Genomic DNA, 15,021 nt, shown 5'->3' with positions numbered 1-15,021 from the left:
CCTTTGCTTCCCGGCCGGAGCCGGGGCAGGGACTGGCCGGGGCCGGTGCGTGGTCACAACCTCCCCACACACCGGCCCCGGCACGACGGTCATTGCGTGATGAGCGATTCGAGCTTGGTCTGCAGGCCGGACAACGCCTGGTCAGACGTCTGCTTGCCGTTCAGCGCGTCGTACGCCGCCTGCTGGATCGCGGCCGTGACGTCGCCGTACTTGACCACCCGCGGGCGCGGCTGCGCACCGAGGATCGAGGCCTTCAGCGGCGCCAAGTACGGGAACTGCTTGTTCAGCGCCGCGTCGTCGTACAGGGACTGCCAGGTCGGCGCCTGCGACGTCTTCTCGATGTTCGCCTTCTGGCGCTCTTCGCTCGCCATGAAGTTGATGAAGTCGATCGCGGTGGCCTTGTTCTTCGCGAACGAGCTGATCGCGTAGTCGTGACCACCCAGCGAGGAGACACCGGCGCCGGACTTGCCCGGCAGCGGCGCGACCGCGAACTTACCGGCGATCTTCGAGGAGCCGTCGGTCTTGTTGGCCAGGGAGTAGACGTACGGCCAGTTGCGCAGGAAGAGCAGCTTGCCCTCCTGGAAGGCGCGGCGGCTCTCCTCCTCCTTGTAGGTGATCGCGGCCTTCGGGATGGCGCCGGTCTTGAAGCCGTTCACCAGCTCGTCGAGGCCGGCCTTGGCCTCGGGGGTGTTGACGTTCGGCTTGCCGTCCTTGCCGACGACCTCGCCGCCGGCCGAGTTCACGGCCTCGGAGAAGTTGACCGTCAGGCCCTCGTACTTCTCGAACTGACCCGAGTAGCAGCCCATGCCCTTGCCCTCGGGCAACGCAGCCACCTTCTGGCACGCGGCGAGCATCTCGTCCCAGGTCTTCGGGGCCTCCGCAATACCGGCCTTGGTCAGCAGGTCCTTGCGGTAGTAGAGCAGACCACCGTCGGAGGTGACCGGCACGCCGTACAGCTTGTCGCGGTACTTCGCGGTCTCCACCGTCGCCGGGATCAGCTTGCCCAGGTCGGGCACCTTGTCCTCGGGGATCTGGGTGATCCACTGGTTCGCGGCGAACTCCGACGTCCACACGACGTCCATGTTCAGCACGCTGAACGCGTCGGACTGCGCCTGCGCGTTCTGCACCATCTGCTGGCGCTGCGCGTCGGCGTCCTCGGGCAGCTCCTTCAGCTCCACCTTCTCGTTCGGGTGCTGAGCGTTCCAGGCGTTGAGCTGGTTCTGCAGGTTTCCGGACGTGTCCTTGCCGGTGGCGAAGGTGATCGGTCCCCGGCCCTCGAGCGCTCCGGCCGAGCTGCTGCCCCCGCCGCTGCTGCTTCCGTCGTCGCCACTACCACACGCGGTGGCGAGCAGCGCGAAGCTGCTTGCGACGGCCACAAAAGCCGTCCTGCGTGCGTGTGATCGTTCAAACCTCATCGTTTACCTGCCCTCTCCCGATGGGACTCGCTTGGGTCCTGCGTCAGTAGGTCGCAGTCCCCCACCGCACTGCGATCCGCCCTGTCCGGACAGTAACCGAGAACGGGCCGATGTGTTCTGAGCCACACACAACCCGGCCGGACGGTCTCTGAAACGGACAGCCGCATGGCTGTATGCGACCGCGTTTGGGAAGCCCGCACAACCGGGTATTTCTTAACGATTCGGTATTACCGATTAGTAACCTGACTGAACAGGGCATGACTGTTCAGAACGACTCCGGGCAGTCGTCATCACGCTCCGGAGTGACGCGGAACCAGCCCGGGGGGTCAGGCCGAGGTCGCCGAGGCGTCGCCGACGTTGCTGCGCACCCAGTCGACGATCTCGGTGGTCGTCGCGCCCGGGGTGAAGATCTTGTGCACCCCGAGTTCGGCCAGCGGCTGCAGGTCGGCGTCCGGGATGATGCCGCCGCCGAACACCACGATGTCCTCGGCGTCCCGCTCGGTCAGCAGCTCTCGGACCCGCTTGAACAGGGTCATGTGCGCGCCGGACAGCACCGACAGGCCGATCGCGTCGGCGTCCTCGGCGATCGCGGTCTCGACGATCTGCTCCGGGGTCTGGTGCAGACCGGTGTAGATGACCTCCATGCCGGCGTCCCGCAGGGCGCGGGCGACGACCTTGGCACCGCGGTCGTGTCCGTCCAGACCGGGCTTGGCGACGACGACGCGCAACGGGCTCGTAGCAGGCATGGGGGCAGGCTAACCGCTGGCGTTCCTCACGGATAAGACACAGAGGCGTGTGTTCCCCCACACGCAGGATGGGAACCGGTTACCTTGGAAGAGATCGGACCACCGGGGGGTCTGGTTTGGTGAGGAGTCGCCATGAGCACCTGGCAGGACGAGGTCCGCGGCGCGCTGGACGGACTCGCGTACGGCGCCCGCTCGGCCCTCTCGCCCAGCGTGCTGCAGGGAGCGGCGGTCGAGATCGGCTGGCTGACCACGCATCTGGCGATGTACCCGCTCGGCCTGGTCCGTGGCGCCCCCGACCTGCCCGCGCGGCTGAACCTCGCCGGCCTCGGCCCGGCCCAGCGCGGCCTGCTCGTCAGCGACGTCCGGGCCGCCGGTACGCCGATCCTGCTGGCGCACGGGATCATCGACAACCACACGATCTTCGCGCTGATGCGCCGGCAGCTGATCCGTCGCGGGTTCAGCCGCATCCACACGTTCTCGTACTCGCCGCTGACGCTGGACATCCGCCGCACCGCCGAGCGGATGGGGCGGGAGATCGAGGCGATCTGCGAGGCGTCCGGGTCGGACCAGATCCACGTCGTCGGGCACAGCCTCGGCGGGCTGATCGCGCGGTACTACGTCCAGCGCCTGGGCGGCGACGCACGCGTGCACACGTGCGTCACGCTGGGCACGCCGCACCAGGGCACCGTCGCCGCCAAGCTGCTGCCGTGGCCGCTGGTCAAGCAGGTCCGGCCGGACAGCGAACTGATGGCGGAGCTGGACGAGCCGGCGCCGGACTGCGACACCCGGTTCGTCGCGTTCTACAGCGACGTCGACCAGCTGATCGTGCCGCAGCGCAGGGCCCGGATCCGTCACCCCGACCTGACGGCGAGTAATGTCCGGGTGCACGGCGTGGGCCACCTGTCCTTGCCGTTCCACGGCGAGGTCGTGCACCGCATCACCGGCGTACTGGCCCACCTGGACGAAGAGCCCAAAACTGCCTGATCAGGAAGCTTCCTGGGCGCTTCCGGCGGATGCACGTGCAGCGGCTCATGCAAAAGTTTCGTGAAGGAGCCGCGGAAAAGTGGGTGGCGGGGTTTGTCACCCCGTGACCCTTCCGTTATGGTCTGTGAGTCCTCCCGGGGAATAAACCCTCCGGGGGCTGCAAAACCAAGCTTCAAGCCCCTCCCCTGTGACCGAAAGGCCACGTTGTGTCCCAGCACCGTGCCGCGGGCGACCGCGTCACGCCCGGCAATGCTGCGCGCAAGCCCGGCGCAGGACGTCAGAGTGCAAAACATCGCGTTGCCAGGCGTAATACCCCCAGCAGTACCCAGATCGTCGGATTGACCGCCGCGCTCGCCGCGGCAGCCGGAGCTGTCGGCTTCAGCCACAGCGCCCTGTCGTCACCGACCCAGGCGAACTCCGCGGTGAACCTCGCCGCGCTCAGCCTGGACAGTGGTCAGCAGCTGTCCGGTATCACCACGGCACGCATCCAGGCGCGCCAGCTCGCCACCCGTGACTCCTCCCGGGTCCAGCTGGCCGACACGACCACCACCAAGAAGCAGTCCGCCGCGGCGAAGCTGGCGCAGGCCCGGGCCGCGAAGCTCACCGCCACCCAGGCCCTGACCGCCAAGCGTGCGAGCGCGCTGGCCGCCGCGAAGGCCAAGGCCGACGCCGCCGAGCAGAAGGCCCGCGAGTCGGCCACCCGCTGCGAGATGATGATCTCCGGCTACCACATCACCGCGACGTTCGGGCAGGGCGGCAGCCGCTGGGCCCGCAACCACACCGGCACCGACTTCGCCGCCCCGATCGGCACCCGGATCGGGTCCGTGATGAAGGGCGTCGTGATCTTCGCCGACTGGGCCGGTCCGTACGGCCGTCAGGTCCAGGTCCGGCACGAGGACGGCACCGTCACCTGGTACAACCACATGTCGAAGTTCAGCGTCGAGGTCGGCGAGACCGTGTACGCCGGCGACGAGGTCGGCCGGGTCGGCATGACCGGCAACACCACCGGCCCGCACCTGCACTTCGAGGTCCGGCCGGACGGCGGCGAGCCGATCAACCCGATGCCGTGGCTGCGCAACCACTGTGGCCTGAACCCGTAACGACTCCCTGACTAAGCTGCTGGCATGCGTCCGGCAGTTGGTGAGGTTCTGCATTTCTCCGAGGATCCGACGATCGAGATCTTCCGGCCTTACGTCGCCAGGACCGGCGACAAGATCACCCCGTACGTCTGGGCCGTCGGCCATGACCGGGCCCCCGACTACTGGTTCCCGCGGCAATGCCCGCGCGCGATGGCCTGGGTCGGGCCGAACACCACCCCCGAGGACCGCGACCGGATCATCGGCGCCGGATCCGGCACCCGTGTGCACGCCGTCGAGTACGGCTGGCTGGACGCGATCCGCTCGGTCGAGCTCTACGCGTACCGCCTGCCCGCCGCCGATTTCGCCGAGCACGACGCCGCGGTCGTCGCCCGCGTCGACGTACGGCCGATCGGTCCGCCCGAGCGCGTCGGCGACCTGTTCGCCTTGCACGAGGAAGCCGGGATCCAGTTGCGGGTCCTGCAGCGGCTGCACGACTTCTGGGCCGCGGTCGTCAGCAGCACCCTCGAGTTCAGCGGCATCCGGCTCCGCAACGCCCTGCCATGACGTACGGCGAGGTGGCCGAACAGGCCTGGTCCTGGACACTGAGCCAGGTCCGGTGGGACGACGACGGCCCGTGGATCCCTGATTTCGGCGGCAGCGACACCCCCGACAAGTACCCCGAAGGCATGCACAGCGGCGTCGGCGGGCTCGCACACGTGCTGGCGGAGATCCGGCTGACCCGCCCGTGGACCCAGGCCGAGCAGGACCTTGCGACGGCCATCGCGGACCGGGTCCGCGCAACGATTCCGACGACCACGGTGACCACGTTCTTCGACGGACTGGTCAGCTCGATCGGGGTCTTCACCGCACTCGACGAACCAGGCACCGGCGCCGCGCTGGCACGCCTCCAGTCCCTTGCGACCGGCAACGGCTGGCACGAGAGCTTCCTCGACGAGCCGCGGTACGCGCCCGATGCGGTCGGCAACGACGTGACGCTCGGAACCGGCGCGATCCTGCTCGGGGCCCTGTGGGCGACCCGCCGCGGTGACGACGCCTCGGCGCTCGCCGACCAGGCCGCGGACCTGCTGCTCGGCGAACGGGAGGAGCTGCCGACCGGGCTCAACTGGCAGTTCGTGTCCCGCCGGTTCCGGACCGACGAGCCGACCGAGATGCCGAACTTCACGCACGGGCTCGCGGGGATCGCGGCGGTGCTCGCGCTGGCCGGGACCGAGCTCGGCCGTCCGGAGCTCGTCGACGCGGCGCGGCGGGGCGCCGAGCATCTGGTGACGATCGGGATCACCGACGAGCGCGGGTTCCGGGTGCCGCGGGTGATTCCGTGGGCGGAGCGGCACGGCGACGAGTTCACGTTCAACTGGTGCCACGGCGGCGCCGGGACCGCGTTGACGTTCAGCGCCCTCGAGCACGCCGGCGTCGAGCAGGTCGCGGGCCAAACACCGCGGACCTGGCGGCGCCGATGCCTGGACGGCGTGCGGTACTCCGGCATCCCCGAGCGGCTCCATCCGGGGTTCTGGGACAACGACGGCCGCTGCTGCGGTACGGCGGGTGTCGGCGACGCGTTCCTCGACGCGTGGCAACGCGACGGTGAGAAGCAGGACCTGGACTTCGCCGTCCTGATGGGCGAGACGCTGCTCGACCACGCCGCCCCGGAGGGGTACTGGCGGTTCGTCGAGCACCGCAACGAGGATCCGCTGCTGCCGCCGGGCGTCGGATGGATGCAGGGCGCGGCCGGGATCGCGGCGTACCTGTTCCGGCTGCAGCGGGTGCTCGACGGCGACCAGCGGGCCGTGGAGCGGATGGAGAACTGGTGGGCGCTCAGACCGTGATCACGACCTTGCCGCGGGCGTGGCCGGCTTCGACGTAGCGGATCGCCTCGGCAGCGGCGGAGAGCGGGTAGGTCCGGTCGATGACCGGGGTGAGTTGTCCGGCTTCGGCGTACTCCCGCAGCGTTGTCAGGTTGGCCTTGCTCGGGACCGCGTTGAACATCACGACCCGTTGCGGCACGAACGGCCTCGACAGTTGCCCGCGGATCATCAGCCCGAGCGGGCCGAACACGCTGCCGCCGCCGTACAGCCCGCCACCGGACAGGACGAGCGTGGCGCGGCGGTCGAGTGCGCGCCGCAGGGCGGTCAGCGACCTGTTGCCGACGAGGTCGAGGATCACGTCGTACCGCTGGTCCCGCCGGCTGAAGTCCGACGTCGTGTAGTCGACGATGTCGTGGGCACCGAGCGAGCTGAGCAGGTCGACGTTCCGTGTGCTGCAGACCGCCGTCACCGTCGCACCGAGGACCTTGGCGATCTGCACCGCGAACGTGCCGACGCCACCGGCCGCACCGTTGATCAGCACCTGCTGCCCCGGCCGGACCTTTGCGGTGTCGCGGAGACCCGTCAACGCGGTGTTCGCCGCGAGCGGCAGCGCGGCCGCCTCCTCGAAGCCGAGGCCGGCCGGTTTCGCCGCGACCCGGTCCTGCGGCACGGCGACGTACTCCGCGAACGCCTGCGGCGCCTCGCCGTACACCTCGGCGCCCACCTGTACGTCGGTCACTCCCCGGCCGACCGCTTCCACCCGGCCGGCGAAGTCCGTGCCGCGGATCGTGACGTTCGGCCGCCGCAGGCCGAGATCGGCGGACGGGCGGGCGATGTACGGATCGCCGCGGAGCACGTGCCAGTCGCGCGCGTTGACCGACGCGGCGTGCACCCGCACCAGCACCTCACCGGCGGCCGGCTCGGGGGTCTCGACGTCGGCAAACGCCAGAACGTCGGGTGACCCGTACTCGTGCTGAACGATGGCCTTCATCCCGTCCCCCTTACAACGTAAGTCTCCTTACGGCGTAAGGTTGCCTTACGCCGTAAGGGACGTCAAGGGCCTGGCGCGGTCAGCGCCGGCGGTCGAGACCGTCGAGCAGCAGGTCGAGGGCGAACTCGAATTCGGCCTGGTCGTCGCACCAGCCGATCGTGCCGGCCGGGTCGTCGTGCGCGATCTCGGCCATCATGCCGGTCAGGTGCGGGACCTGATCGGCCAACTCCCGGAGCATCCGCTCGGACGCCGGGCTCGCGCTCGCGGCCGGATCGAACAGTTCCTGGGAGAATCCGAGCGCCCTGCTGCCCAAGGCATGCAGCGCGTGGTGGGCGAGGTCGTACGAGAACCCGCCGGCGCGCATCAGCCCGACCAACCGGTCGTGATATCGGACCACCGCGAGGCTCATGGTGGGCCGCGTCTCGAACAGTCGCGGCGCCCACGGGTGCCGCAGCATGACTTCGCGCGCCGAGAGGATCCGGCGCCGCATCGCCTGCTTCCAGGTGTCGCCCGGTACGGCGGCCCGCTCGACGCGCTCGTCGATCTCGGCCATCACCAGGTCGACGAGACCGTCGAGCAGATCGCCCTTGTTCGCGACGTGGTGGTAGAGCGACATCGCCTCGGCGCCGACCGCCTCGCCGACGCGGCGCATCGTGACCGCCTCGAGCCCGTCGGCGTCGGCGATCGCGACCGCGGCCCGGAGCAACAACTCGCGACTCAGCGGCGCCCGTGGCTCGGAGTTCGCCTGTGCCACCTGGATTCCCTTCCGACGCTGGGCTTACAGCGTAAGGGAAGGGTCAGCGCTGCCAGACCTCGGCGGTGGTCAGGAACGCCGACGAGCCCGGTTTGTCCGGCGAGCCGTCGACCTGGACGAAGCCGGGGACCGACGCGCCGCCGATCGACACCGTGGCGGCGCGGACCGGGGCGATCACCAGGCTGAGGCTGTGGTTGCCGTCGGCGAGCTGGAAGTTGTCGGTCGCGAACAGCCGGCGGTCGAGGACGCCGCTCATCTCGATCTGGATGTCCGCGGCCTTGGCGCTCAACCCGTCGGCGAGGTTCATCGAGACCTGGACCAGGTCCCGCTCGACGGCCGGCTCGTGCCAGGGCAGGCCCTGGACCTCGAGGAACGAGCGGACGAAGTACGACTCCAGCCAGGCGGCCAGGTCGGGGTCCTCGGACACCACCCGGACGATCCCGTCGAACCACAGCACCACCGCCGTACCGGAGCCGCGGATCGACCAGTCGACCATCCAGATCGACGCGTACGCCGTGACCTTGCCCTTCTCGTCGAACAGCCGCAGCCCAGGATTCGCTCCCGCCAGGATGATCCGGCGGTTGCTGGCCGACGACTTGGACATGGGGGCCGCTTCCGGGAGTGGGCCGAAGATCCTTGATTGTCTCAATCTCCGGGTCAGATGCAACGCACCCGTCCAAGAAGTTGACTAGATCTTCTCCACCGGTGCGTAGCGCAGGAGCAGGCGTTTGACGCCCTCGGAGCCGAAATCGATGTCGGCCTGGGCCTGCTGACCCTCGCCGCGGACCACCACGACGGTGCCCATCCCGAAGCTGTCGTGCACCACCCGGTCGCCCGGGTTGAGGCTGATCACCGGCTTGTCGGAGGCAGTCTTGCGGGCGGGCTCGTACCGGCTCGGGATCCCGCTCCCGCGGCTCGTGCCGGTCCCCGACCAGCGGGTGATCGCGGACTCGTCGCGGCGCCAGTCGAGCAGCTCGGCCGGGATCTCCTCCAGGAACCGCGACGGCGGGTTGTGCTGCGGAGCGCCGTACGCCGAACGCACCGCGGCGCGCGAGATCGCCAGTCGTTGCCGGGCCCGGGTGATGCCGACGTACGCCAGCCGGCGCTCCTCCTCGAGCTCCTTCAGGTCGGTCAGCGAGCGGGAGTGCGGGAAGACGCCGTCCTCCATGCCGGTCAGGAACACCACCGGGAACTCCAGGCCCTTCGCGGTGTGCAGCGTCATCAGCGTGACCACGCCGCCGTCGTCGGCCGCGTCCGGGATCTGGTCGGCGTCGGCGACCAGCGCGACCCGCTCCAGGAACGCCTGCAGGTCGGCGGCCTCGCCGGCCGCGGTCCGCTCCTCGACGAACTCGCGCGCCACCGAGATGAACTCGTCCAGGTTCTCCAGGCGGGTCTCGTCCTGCGGGTCCGGCGACTTCTGCAGGGTCTCGTAGTACCCCGAGCGGTGCAGCGCGACGTCGAGGATGTCGTCCGGCGGCGCGCCCGAGTCGACCATCGCGGTCAGCTCGTCGAGGATGTCGACGAAGGCCTGCACGGCGTTCACCGACCGCGACGCCATCGCCGGCGCGTCCTGGGCCCGGCGCATCGCCTGCGCGAACGAGATCCGGTCCCGCTGCGCGAGCGCCTCGATAGCGGCCTCGGCGCGGTCGCCGATCCCGCGCTTGGGCTCGTTCATGATCCGGCGCAGCGAGACGGTGTCCTCCGGGTTCACCAGCACCCGCAGGTAAGCGAGCGCGTCGCGGACCTCCTTGCGCTCGTAGAACCGGACGCCGCCGACCACCTTGTACGGATGGCCGGTGCGGATGAAGACCTCTTCGAACACCCGCGACTGCGCGTTGGTCCGGTAGAAGACCGCGACGTCCGACGGCTTCACCCCGTCGGCGTCGGCCAGCCGGTCGATCTCGTCGGCGACGAACTGCGCCTCGTCGTGCTCGTTGTCTGCGACGTACACCGCGATCTGCTCGCCCTGGCCCTGGTCGGACCAGAGGTTCTTCGCCTTGCGGCCCTCGTTGCGCGCGATCACCGCGTTGGCCGCGGTCAGGATGGTCTGCGTGGAGCGGTAGTTCTGCTCCAGCAGGATCGTCTCGGCGCCGGTGAAGTCCTCCTCGAAGGCGAGGATGTTGCGGATCGTGGCGCCGCGGAACGCGTAGATCGACTGGTCGGAGTCGCCCACCACCATCAGCTCCGCCGGCGGCGCCGTCGGGCCGTTGTCGTTGGGCTCGTCCTCGCCGCAGAGCTCGCGGATCAGCGTGTACTGCGCGTGGTTGGTGTCCTGGTACTCGTCGACGAGCACGTGGCGGAAGCGGCGGCGGTAGTACTCCCGGACCTCGGGGAAGGCCTGCAGCAGGTTGACCGTGGTCATCAGCAGGTCGTCGAAGTCCAGCGCGTTCGCCTGGGCGAGGCGCTCCTGGTAGATCCGGTAGCACTCGGCATACGTCTGCTCGAGGTGGTTCTCCGCCTTCGCCGCGGCCGTCTCGTGGTCGACCAGCTCGTTCTTCTGGGCGCTGATCCAGTTCAGCACGGCGCGCGGGTTGTAGCGCTTGACGTCCAGGTCGAGCTCGCGGCAGACCAGCGTCATCAGCCGGCGCGAGTCGGTGTCGTCGTAGATCGAGAACGTCGAGTTGATCCCGAACCGCTTGATGTCGCGGCGGAGGATCCGCACACAGGACGAGTGGAACGTCGAGACCCACATCAGCTTCGCCCGCGGCCCGACCAGGTCGACGACGCGCTCGCGCATCTCGGCGGCGGCCTTGTTGGTGAACGTGATCGCCAGGATCGAGCCGGGATGCGCGTCGCGGGCCGCCAGCAGGTAGGCGATCCGGCGGGTCAGCACCCGGGTCTTGCCCGACCCCGCACCGGCCACCACCAGCAGCGGCTTGCCGGCGTGCACCACGGCGGCGCGCTGCTGCGGGTTCAGCCCGTCGAGCAGCGCATCCGGGTCGGTCCGGGACGTCTTCGGCTCCTCCAGCGGCACCGGGAGCTCATCAGGCGAGAACAGCGTAGTCATCACCCAACACCTTAGGCGCTCCCGCCGACAGTTACCGAAAACCGGTTCGAACCGCGCGTCCGGAGCTGCCAGGATCGGCCTCATGGATGCCTCCGAACTGCGGTACGACGACCTGGTGGACCGGGTCGAGGTCCAGTACTACGACCGGAAGTACCGCGCGGCCGCGGACCTGGTGGACGCGGAGAGCGACGGCCTGGAGGCGTGGGCCGCCGAACTCGCCCACCTGAAGGCGTGCCTGCTCGGGGCCTCCGGCGACGCCGACGGGGCGCTGCGGGTCCTGCTCGACGCGAGTGCGGCGGGCGCGTGGTGGCGGCCGGCGATCCTCACCGAGGACGACGACTTGGCCGGGTTGCAGGACCGCCCCGAGTTCCAGGAACTGGTCAGAGTGTCCGAGCCCCGCGTGACCGACGATCCGGCTCCCCCGGTGATCGATCTGCCGGATCAGGCGGCAGTGGGGGTGGTGGTGGCGTTGCACGGGGCCGGGCAGACGGCGAGCCACGCCCGGCGGGACTGGAACGGCGTCCTGGACCTCGGCTACGCCCTCATCTGCGTCCAGTCGTCCCGCCGCATGTCACCGAAGTACCGCACCTGGCCCGACCGCGACCAAGCCGCAGCCGACATCGCCAAAGCCCTCACCGAGGCCCAAACGGCAACAGGCTTGCAGCTCGCCAACAGCCGGACGCGGGTCTTGGGAGCGGGGCGGGTGCCGGTGGTTGCGGCTGGGTTCTCGGCCGGTGGGCGGGCTGCTGTTGATTGGGCGTTGACCGGGCGGCCGGTTCCTGTTGCCGGTGTGCTTGCGATGGCTCCTGCGTTGCGGGAGTTGCCGGCGGGCGGGACGCCGTTGTCTCCGGCAACGATTTGGATCGGCGCCGAGGACGATCTGCTGGAGACGGTCGAGGGCTCGGCCGATCAGCTGAAGGGGTTCACGATCGAGCCGATCCCGGGGCTCGGGCACGCGTTCCCGGCCGACTTCGCAGATCGATTGGCGGCCGTTCTCTAGGACAGCTGCCGGGTGAGGTGCAGGACCACCGGCGCGGCGCTGCCCAGGTCCGCAGTCAGATTCACCCGCAGGAGAGTGCCATACCGCCGGCTTTGCTCTGGGCAGACTTGCCGTCAGCAGAAAAGCTGGGATGCGCCCGGTGGCTGCGACAACCATGAACACATGGCAGAAGACATGAAACCGCCGATGTTCAACGAGGCCGCCCGGCAACGCTTGTTCGGGCAGCGGATCGTCGTCCTGGACGGCGTGCTCGACGACGACAACGGGACCCTGCTCGCCAGCCAGATCATGTCGCTGGCGGCCGACGACCCGGACACCGACATCGCGTTGTGGATCCACTCGCCCGGCGGTTCGGTGCCGTCGATGCTGGCGATCCGGGACGTGATGCGGCTGGTGCCGTGCGACGTGTCGACGCTGGCGATCGGGCTGGCCTGCAGCGCCGGGCAGTTCCTGCTGTCGGCCGGTACGCCGGGCAAGCGTTTCGCGCTGCGGCACGCGCGGGTCCTGATGCACCAGGGCTCCGCCGGGATCGGCGGGTCCGCGGTCGAGATCGAGATCCAGGCCAACGATCTGCGGCACATCCGCGACACCGTGCTCCGGCTGATCGCCGAGGACACCGGCCAGCCGTTCGCGACCGTGCACGAGGACTCGCTGCACGACCACTGGTACACCGCGGACCAGGCCCGGGAGTACGGCTTCATCGACCACATCGTCGACTCCTTCGACCAGGTCATGCCCCGACGGAAGGCGGCAGCATGAGCACGTACACGATCCCGAACGTGATCGCGCAGCACCCTCGCGGCGAGCGCATCATGGACGTCTACTCCCATTTGCTGGCCGAGCGCATCATCTACATCGGCACGGCGATCGACGCCGGCGTCGCGAACGCACTGATCGCGCAACTGCTGCATCTGGAAGCGGACAAGCCCGAGCAAGAGATCAAGATCTTCATCAACTGCGAGGGCGGCGACATGACCGCGATGCTCGCGATCTACGACACGATGCAGTACATCCAGTCGCCGATCTCGACGTTCTGCGTCGGGCAGGCGATCTCCGCCGGCGCGGTCCTGCTCGCGGCGGGCACTCCGGGCAGCCGCGCCGTACTGCCGCACGCCCGGATCGTCCTGCACCAGCCGGCCGCGCGTGGTCAGGGCACCATCCCGGACCTGATCCTGCAGGCCGACGAGGTGGTGCGGGTCCGCGGCCAGGTCGAGGAGATCCTCGCGCGGCACACCGGGCAGACCGTCGAGCAGTTGCGGCACGACACCGATCGCGACCACGTGCTGACCGCGGAGGGCGCCAAGGAGTACGGCATCGTCGACCAGGTGATCACGGGGCGGGTGCCGCTCCCCGTCTTCAGCTAACCGGCGGCTTCGAGGACCTTGTCGGCGACGGCCGCGTGGTGGAGGAGGTCCGGCTGTGGGCGGCCGACCCGGTTGGTCAGGTACGCGTACGTGATCCGGCGATCCGGGTCGGCCCAGCCGATGCAGCAGTTGCTGCCGTTGTGGCCGAACGCCCGCGGGCTGCTGACTGATCCGAGCGACGACACCGTGCCCTCCATCCACCGCGGCCCGCCGAGCTGGAACCCCTGCGACCACCGCACCGGCGCCCGCGCCACCGGGTCGTACTCGCCTTCGCTGCTGGGCTCGACCGCCGCCGCGAGCGACTCGGGCCGCAAGAGACGGCCCTCCAGCAATGCCTGGTAGAACGCGGCCAGGTCCCGCGCGGTCGTCGACATCCCGGCCGCCGGTACGACGGCCTCACGCGTGCTGCGCCGGTTCACGACGGACTGGATGAACGGCCCGAGCGGACCGGTCGCACGGATCGGCACGTGCCGGCCCCAGAGCTCGGCGGGCAGGCCGAGGTACGTGTCCTCGACGCCGAGCGGTTCGAGCACGTTGTGCCGTACCAACTCGTCGATCGGCGTCCCGCTGCAGCGCCGCGCAACCTCGGCGAGGACGAACCCGAACGCCAGCGGGCTGTACGCGACGGTTCCGATCGGCCACCGCGGCGCGGTCTCCTCGATCCGCCGCAGCGAGCGGTTCCAGTCCGTCATCGCGCGGACCTCACCGACGTACGAGCCCGCGTTGGACAGGCCCGAGCGATGCCGCAGCACGTGGCGAACGGTGATCTCCCGCTTGCCGTTGTGCCCGAACTCCGGCCAGTACGCCGCGACCGCGTCGTCGAGGTGCAGCCGCCGGGACTCGACGAGCTGATGGATGACGACCGCGACGTACGGCTTGCTCGCGGAGAAGAGCCAGAACAACGCGTTCGGTGAACACCCGAAGGAGCGATCGACCACCGTCCGGCCGTCCCGGACGACGCACAGCTGCGCGACCGCGCCCCGGGCCTCGATCAGCTCGACCGCCTCCGCGAGCCGGCCGGGGTCGAGGCCGGCGTCCCGCGGGTCGCACGTGCCACCGAACTCCATGAATTCCACTGTGCCCACCCAGGCAAACGGCTAGGGTCGGGAGCGTGACAGTGCCTGAGGCGGACCCGCGGCCGGACAGCGAGATCGAGCGCGTGCTGGTCGTCGTCGCGCATCCCGACGACATCGATTTCGGCGGCGCCGGCACGGTCGCGCTGTGGACCAAGGCCGGCATCGAGGTCCAGTACTGCGTCGTCACCGACGGTCAGGCCGGCGGCTTCGAGCCGGATCGGGACCGCGCCGGGATCCCCGCCGTACGACGGGCCGAGCAGACCGCCGCCGCGCAGCACGTCGGCGTCCGCGACCTGCACTTCCTCGGCTACCAGGACGGTTCCGTCGAGCCGACCCCGCAACTGGTCCGCGACATCAGCCGGGTGATCCGCACGGTGCGCCCGCAACGGCTGCTCACCCAGTCGCCGGAGCGCTCGTGGCACCGGCTGCAGGTCTCCCACCCGGACCACCTGGCCGCGGCCGAGGCGGCGGTCCGCGCGTTCTATCCCGCGGCGGGGAACCCGTACGCGTACCCGGACCTGGCCGAAGAGGCGTGGGACGTCGGTGAGCTGTGGATGATGGACCACCCGGTCGCGAACCACTACGTCGACATCACCGACACGTTCGACCAGAAGATCGCGGCGCTGATGTCGCACACCAGCCAGCACCGCGACCCCGACGGTCTCCGGGCCGGCATCCGCACCAACTTCGCGGCCGTCGCCGCAGCAGCCGGCTTCCCGGCCAACCACTACGCCGAGGCGTTCACCGTCGTCCGGGTCTAATCAGTTTGCCTGGCGACGGCT

Annotated in this window: 15 protein-coding genes; 8 read left to right on the top strand and 7 right to left on the bottom strand. The window is 69.6% G+C overall.

Annotation, left to right across the window (positions count from 1 at the left end):
* Window positions 1-89 precede the first annotated feature (89 nt).
* Window positions 90-1,376 carry an ABC transporter substrate-binding protein gene (locus AB0L64_RS12685; protein WP_363710276.1) on the bottom strand — a complete coding sequence of 429 codons (1,287 nt, stop codon included), beginning with the start codon at window positions 1,374-1,376 and terminating at the stop codon, window positions 90-92.
* Between the two features lie 365 nt (window positions 1,377-1,741).
* The gene (locus tag AB0L64_RS12680) at window positions 1,742-2,161 is read right to left on the bottom strand and encodes a cobalamin B12-binding domain-containing protein (RefSeq protein ID WP_355473907.1); all 420 of its coding nucleotides are present in this window, start codon (window positions 2,159-2,161) and stop codon (window positions 1,742-1,744) included.
* A gap of 132 nt (window positions 2,162-2,293) precedes the next feature.
* On the opposite strand from AB0L64_RS12680, the gene AB0L64_RS12675 reads away from it, so the two are divergent.
* The 4 genes from AB0L64_RS12675 to AB0L64_RS12660 all read left to right on the top strand — a co-directional run bounded on the left by AB0L64_RS12675 (window position 2,294) and on the right by AB0L64_RS12660 (window position 6,068).
* Complete coding sequence (locus tag AB0L64_RS12675; RefSeq protein WP_363710275.1) at window positions 2,294-3,145, top strand: alpha/beta fold hydrolase; 852 nt, start codon at window positions 2,294-2,296, stop codon at window positions 3,143-3,145.
* A gap of 338 nt (window positions 3,146-3,483) precedes the next feature.
* Window positions 3,484-4,245 (top strand): M23 family metallopeptidase, encoded by a 762-nt coding sequence (locus tag AB0L64_RS12670; RefSeq protein WP_359938571.1) that lies wholly within the window; start codon window positions 3,484-3,486, stop codon window positions 4,243-4,245.
* A 24-nt stretch (window positions 4,246-4,269) separates the two neighbouring features.
* On the top strand, window positions 4,270-4,788 hold the full coding sequence (locus AB0L64_RS12665) for a DUF6886 family protein (RefSeq protein ID WP_363710274.1): 519 nt from the start codon (window positions 4,270-4,272) through the stop codon (window positions 4,786-4,788).
* Window positions 4,785-6,068: a lanthionine synthetase LanC family protein gene (locus tag AB0L64_RS12660; protein WP_363710273.1), complete on the top strand. Its 1,284-nt coding sequence runs from the start codon at window positions 4,785-4,787 to the stop codon at window positions 6,066-6,068. The genes AB0L64_RS12665 and AB0L64_RS12660 overlap by 4 nt, the downstream gene beginning before the upstream one ends.
* On the opposite strand, the gene AB0L64_RS12655 is transcribed toward AB0L64_RS12660, so the two are convergent.
* The 4 genes from AB0L64_RS12655 to pcrA all read right to left on the bottom strand — a co-directional run bounded on the left by AB0L64_RS12655 (window position 6,058) and on the right by pcrA (window position 10,799).
* Window positions 6,058-7,038, bottom strand: a complete 981-nt coding sequence (locus AB0L64_RS12655) for an NAD(P)-dependent alcohol dehydrogenase (RefSeq protein WP_363710272.1) — start codon at window positions 7,036-7,038, stop codon at window positions 6,058-6,060. The genes AB0L64_RS12660 and AB0L64_RS12655 overlap by 11 nt on opposite strands.
* A gap of 79 nt (window positions 7,039-7,117) precedes the next feature.
* Window positions 7,118-7,792 (bottom strand): TetR/AcrR family transcriptional regulator C-terminal domain-containing protein, encoded by a 675-nt coding sequence (locus tag AB0L64_RS12650; RefSeq protein WP_363710271.1) that lies wholly within the window; start codon window positions 7,790-7,792, stop codon window positions 7,118-7,120.
* Between the two features lie 43 nt (window positions 7,793-7,835).
* Window positions 7,836-8,396 carry a hypothetical protein gene (locus tag AB0L64_RS12645; protein ID WP_359938556.1) on the bottom strand — a complete coding sequence of 187 codons (561 nt, stop codon included), beginning with the start codon at window positions 8,394-8,396 and terminating at the stop codon, window positions 7,836-7,838.
* A gap of 84 nt (window positions 8,397-8,480) precedes the next feature.
* Window positions 8,481-10,799, bottom strand: coding sequence for a DNA helicase PcrA (pcrA, locus tag AB0L64_RS12640; protein WP_363710270.1), 2,319 nt, complete (start codon window positions 10,797-10,799; stop codon window positions 8,481-8,483).
* A gap of 82 nt (window positions 10,800-10,881) precedes the next feature.
* Here pcrA and AB0L64_RS12635 point away from each other — a divergent pair, with 82 nt between their 5' ends.
* From AB0L64_RS12635 to AB0L64_RS12625, 3 genes are all read left to right on the top strand, one after another.
* Window positions 10,882-11,799, top strand: a complete 918-nt coding sequence (locus AB0L64_RS12635) for a phospholipase (RefSeq protein ID WP_363710269.1) — start codon at window positions 10,882-10,884, stop codon at window positions 11,797-11,799.
* 162 nt (window positions 11,800-11,961) lie between these two features.
* The gene (locus AB0L64_RS12630) at window positions 11,962-12,558 is read left to right on the top strand and encodes an ATP-dependent Clp protease proteolytic subunit (RefSeq protein WP_363710268.1); all 597 of its coding nucleotides are present in this window, start codon (window positions 11,962-11,964) and stop codon (window positions 12,556-12,558) included.
* Entirely contained in the window at window positions 12,555-13,163 is a 609-nt protein-coding gene (locus AB0L64_RS12625) for an ATP-dependent Clp protease proteolytic subunit (protein WP_363710267.1), read from the top strand. The genes AB0L64_RS12630 and AB0L64_RS12625 overlap by 4 nt, the downstream gene beginning before the upstream one ends.
* On the opposite strand, the gene AB0L64_RS12620 is transcribed toward AB0L64_RS12625, so the two are convergent.
* A complete protein-coding gene (locus AB0L64_RS12620; RefSeq protein ID WP_363710266.1) occupies window positions 13,160-14,230 on the bottom strand; it encodes a serine hydrolase domain-containing protein in 1,071 nt (356 codons plus the stop codon). The genes AB0L64_RS12625 and AB0L64_RS12620 overlap by 4 nt on opposite strands.
* A gap of 44 nt (window positions 14,231-14,274) precedes the next feature.
* Between AB0L64_RS12620 and AB0L64_RS12615 the strand changes: the two genes are divergently transcribed.
* Window positions 14,275-15,000: a PIG-L deacetylase family protein gene (locus AB0L64_RS12615; RefSeq protein WP_363710265.1), complete on the top strand. Its 726-nt coding sequence runs from the start codon at window positions 14,275-14,277 to the stop codon at window positions 14,998-15,000.
* The last annotated feature ends 21 nt before the right edge of the window (window positions 15,001-15,021 follow it).

Source organism: Kribbella sp. NPDC051936, assembly GCF_040680955.1.
In the GTDB taxonomy this organism is placed as follows: domain Bacteria; phylum Actinomycetota; class Actinomycetes; order Propionibacteriales; family Kribbellaceae; genus Kribbella.
This window is presented reverse-complemented; position numbering and strand designations above follow the sequence as displayed.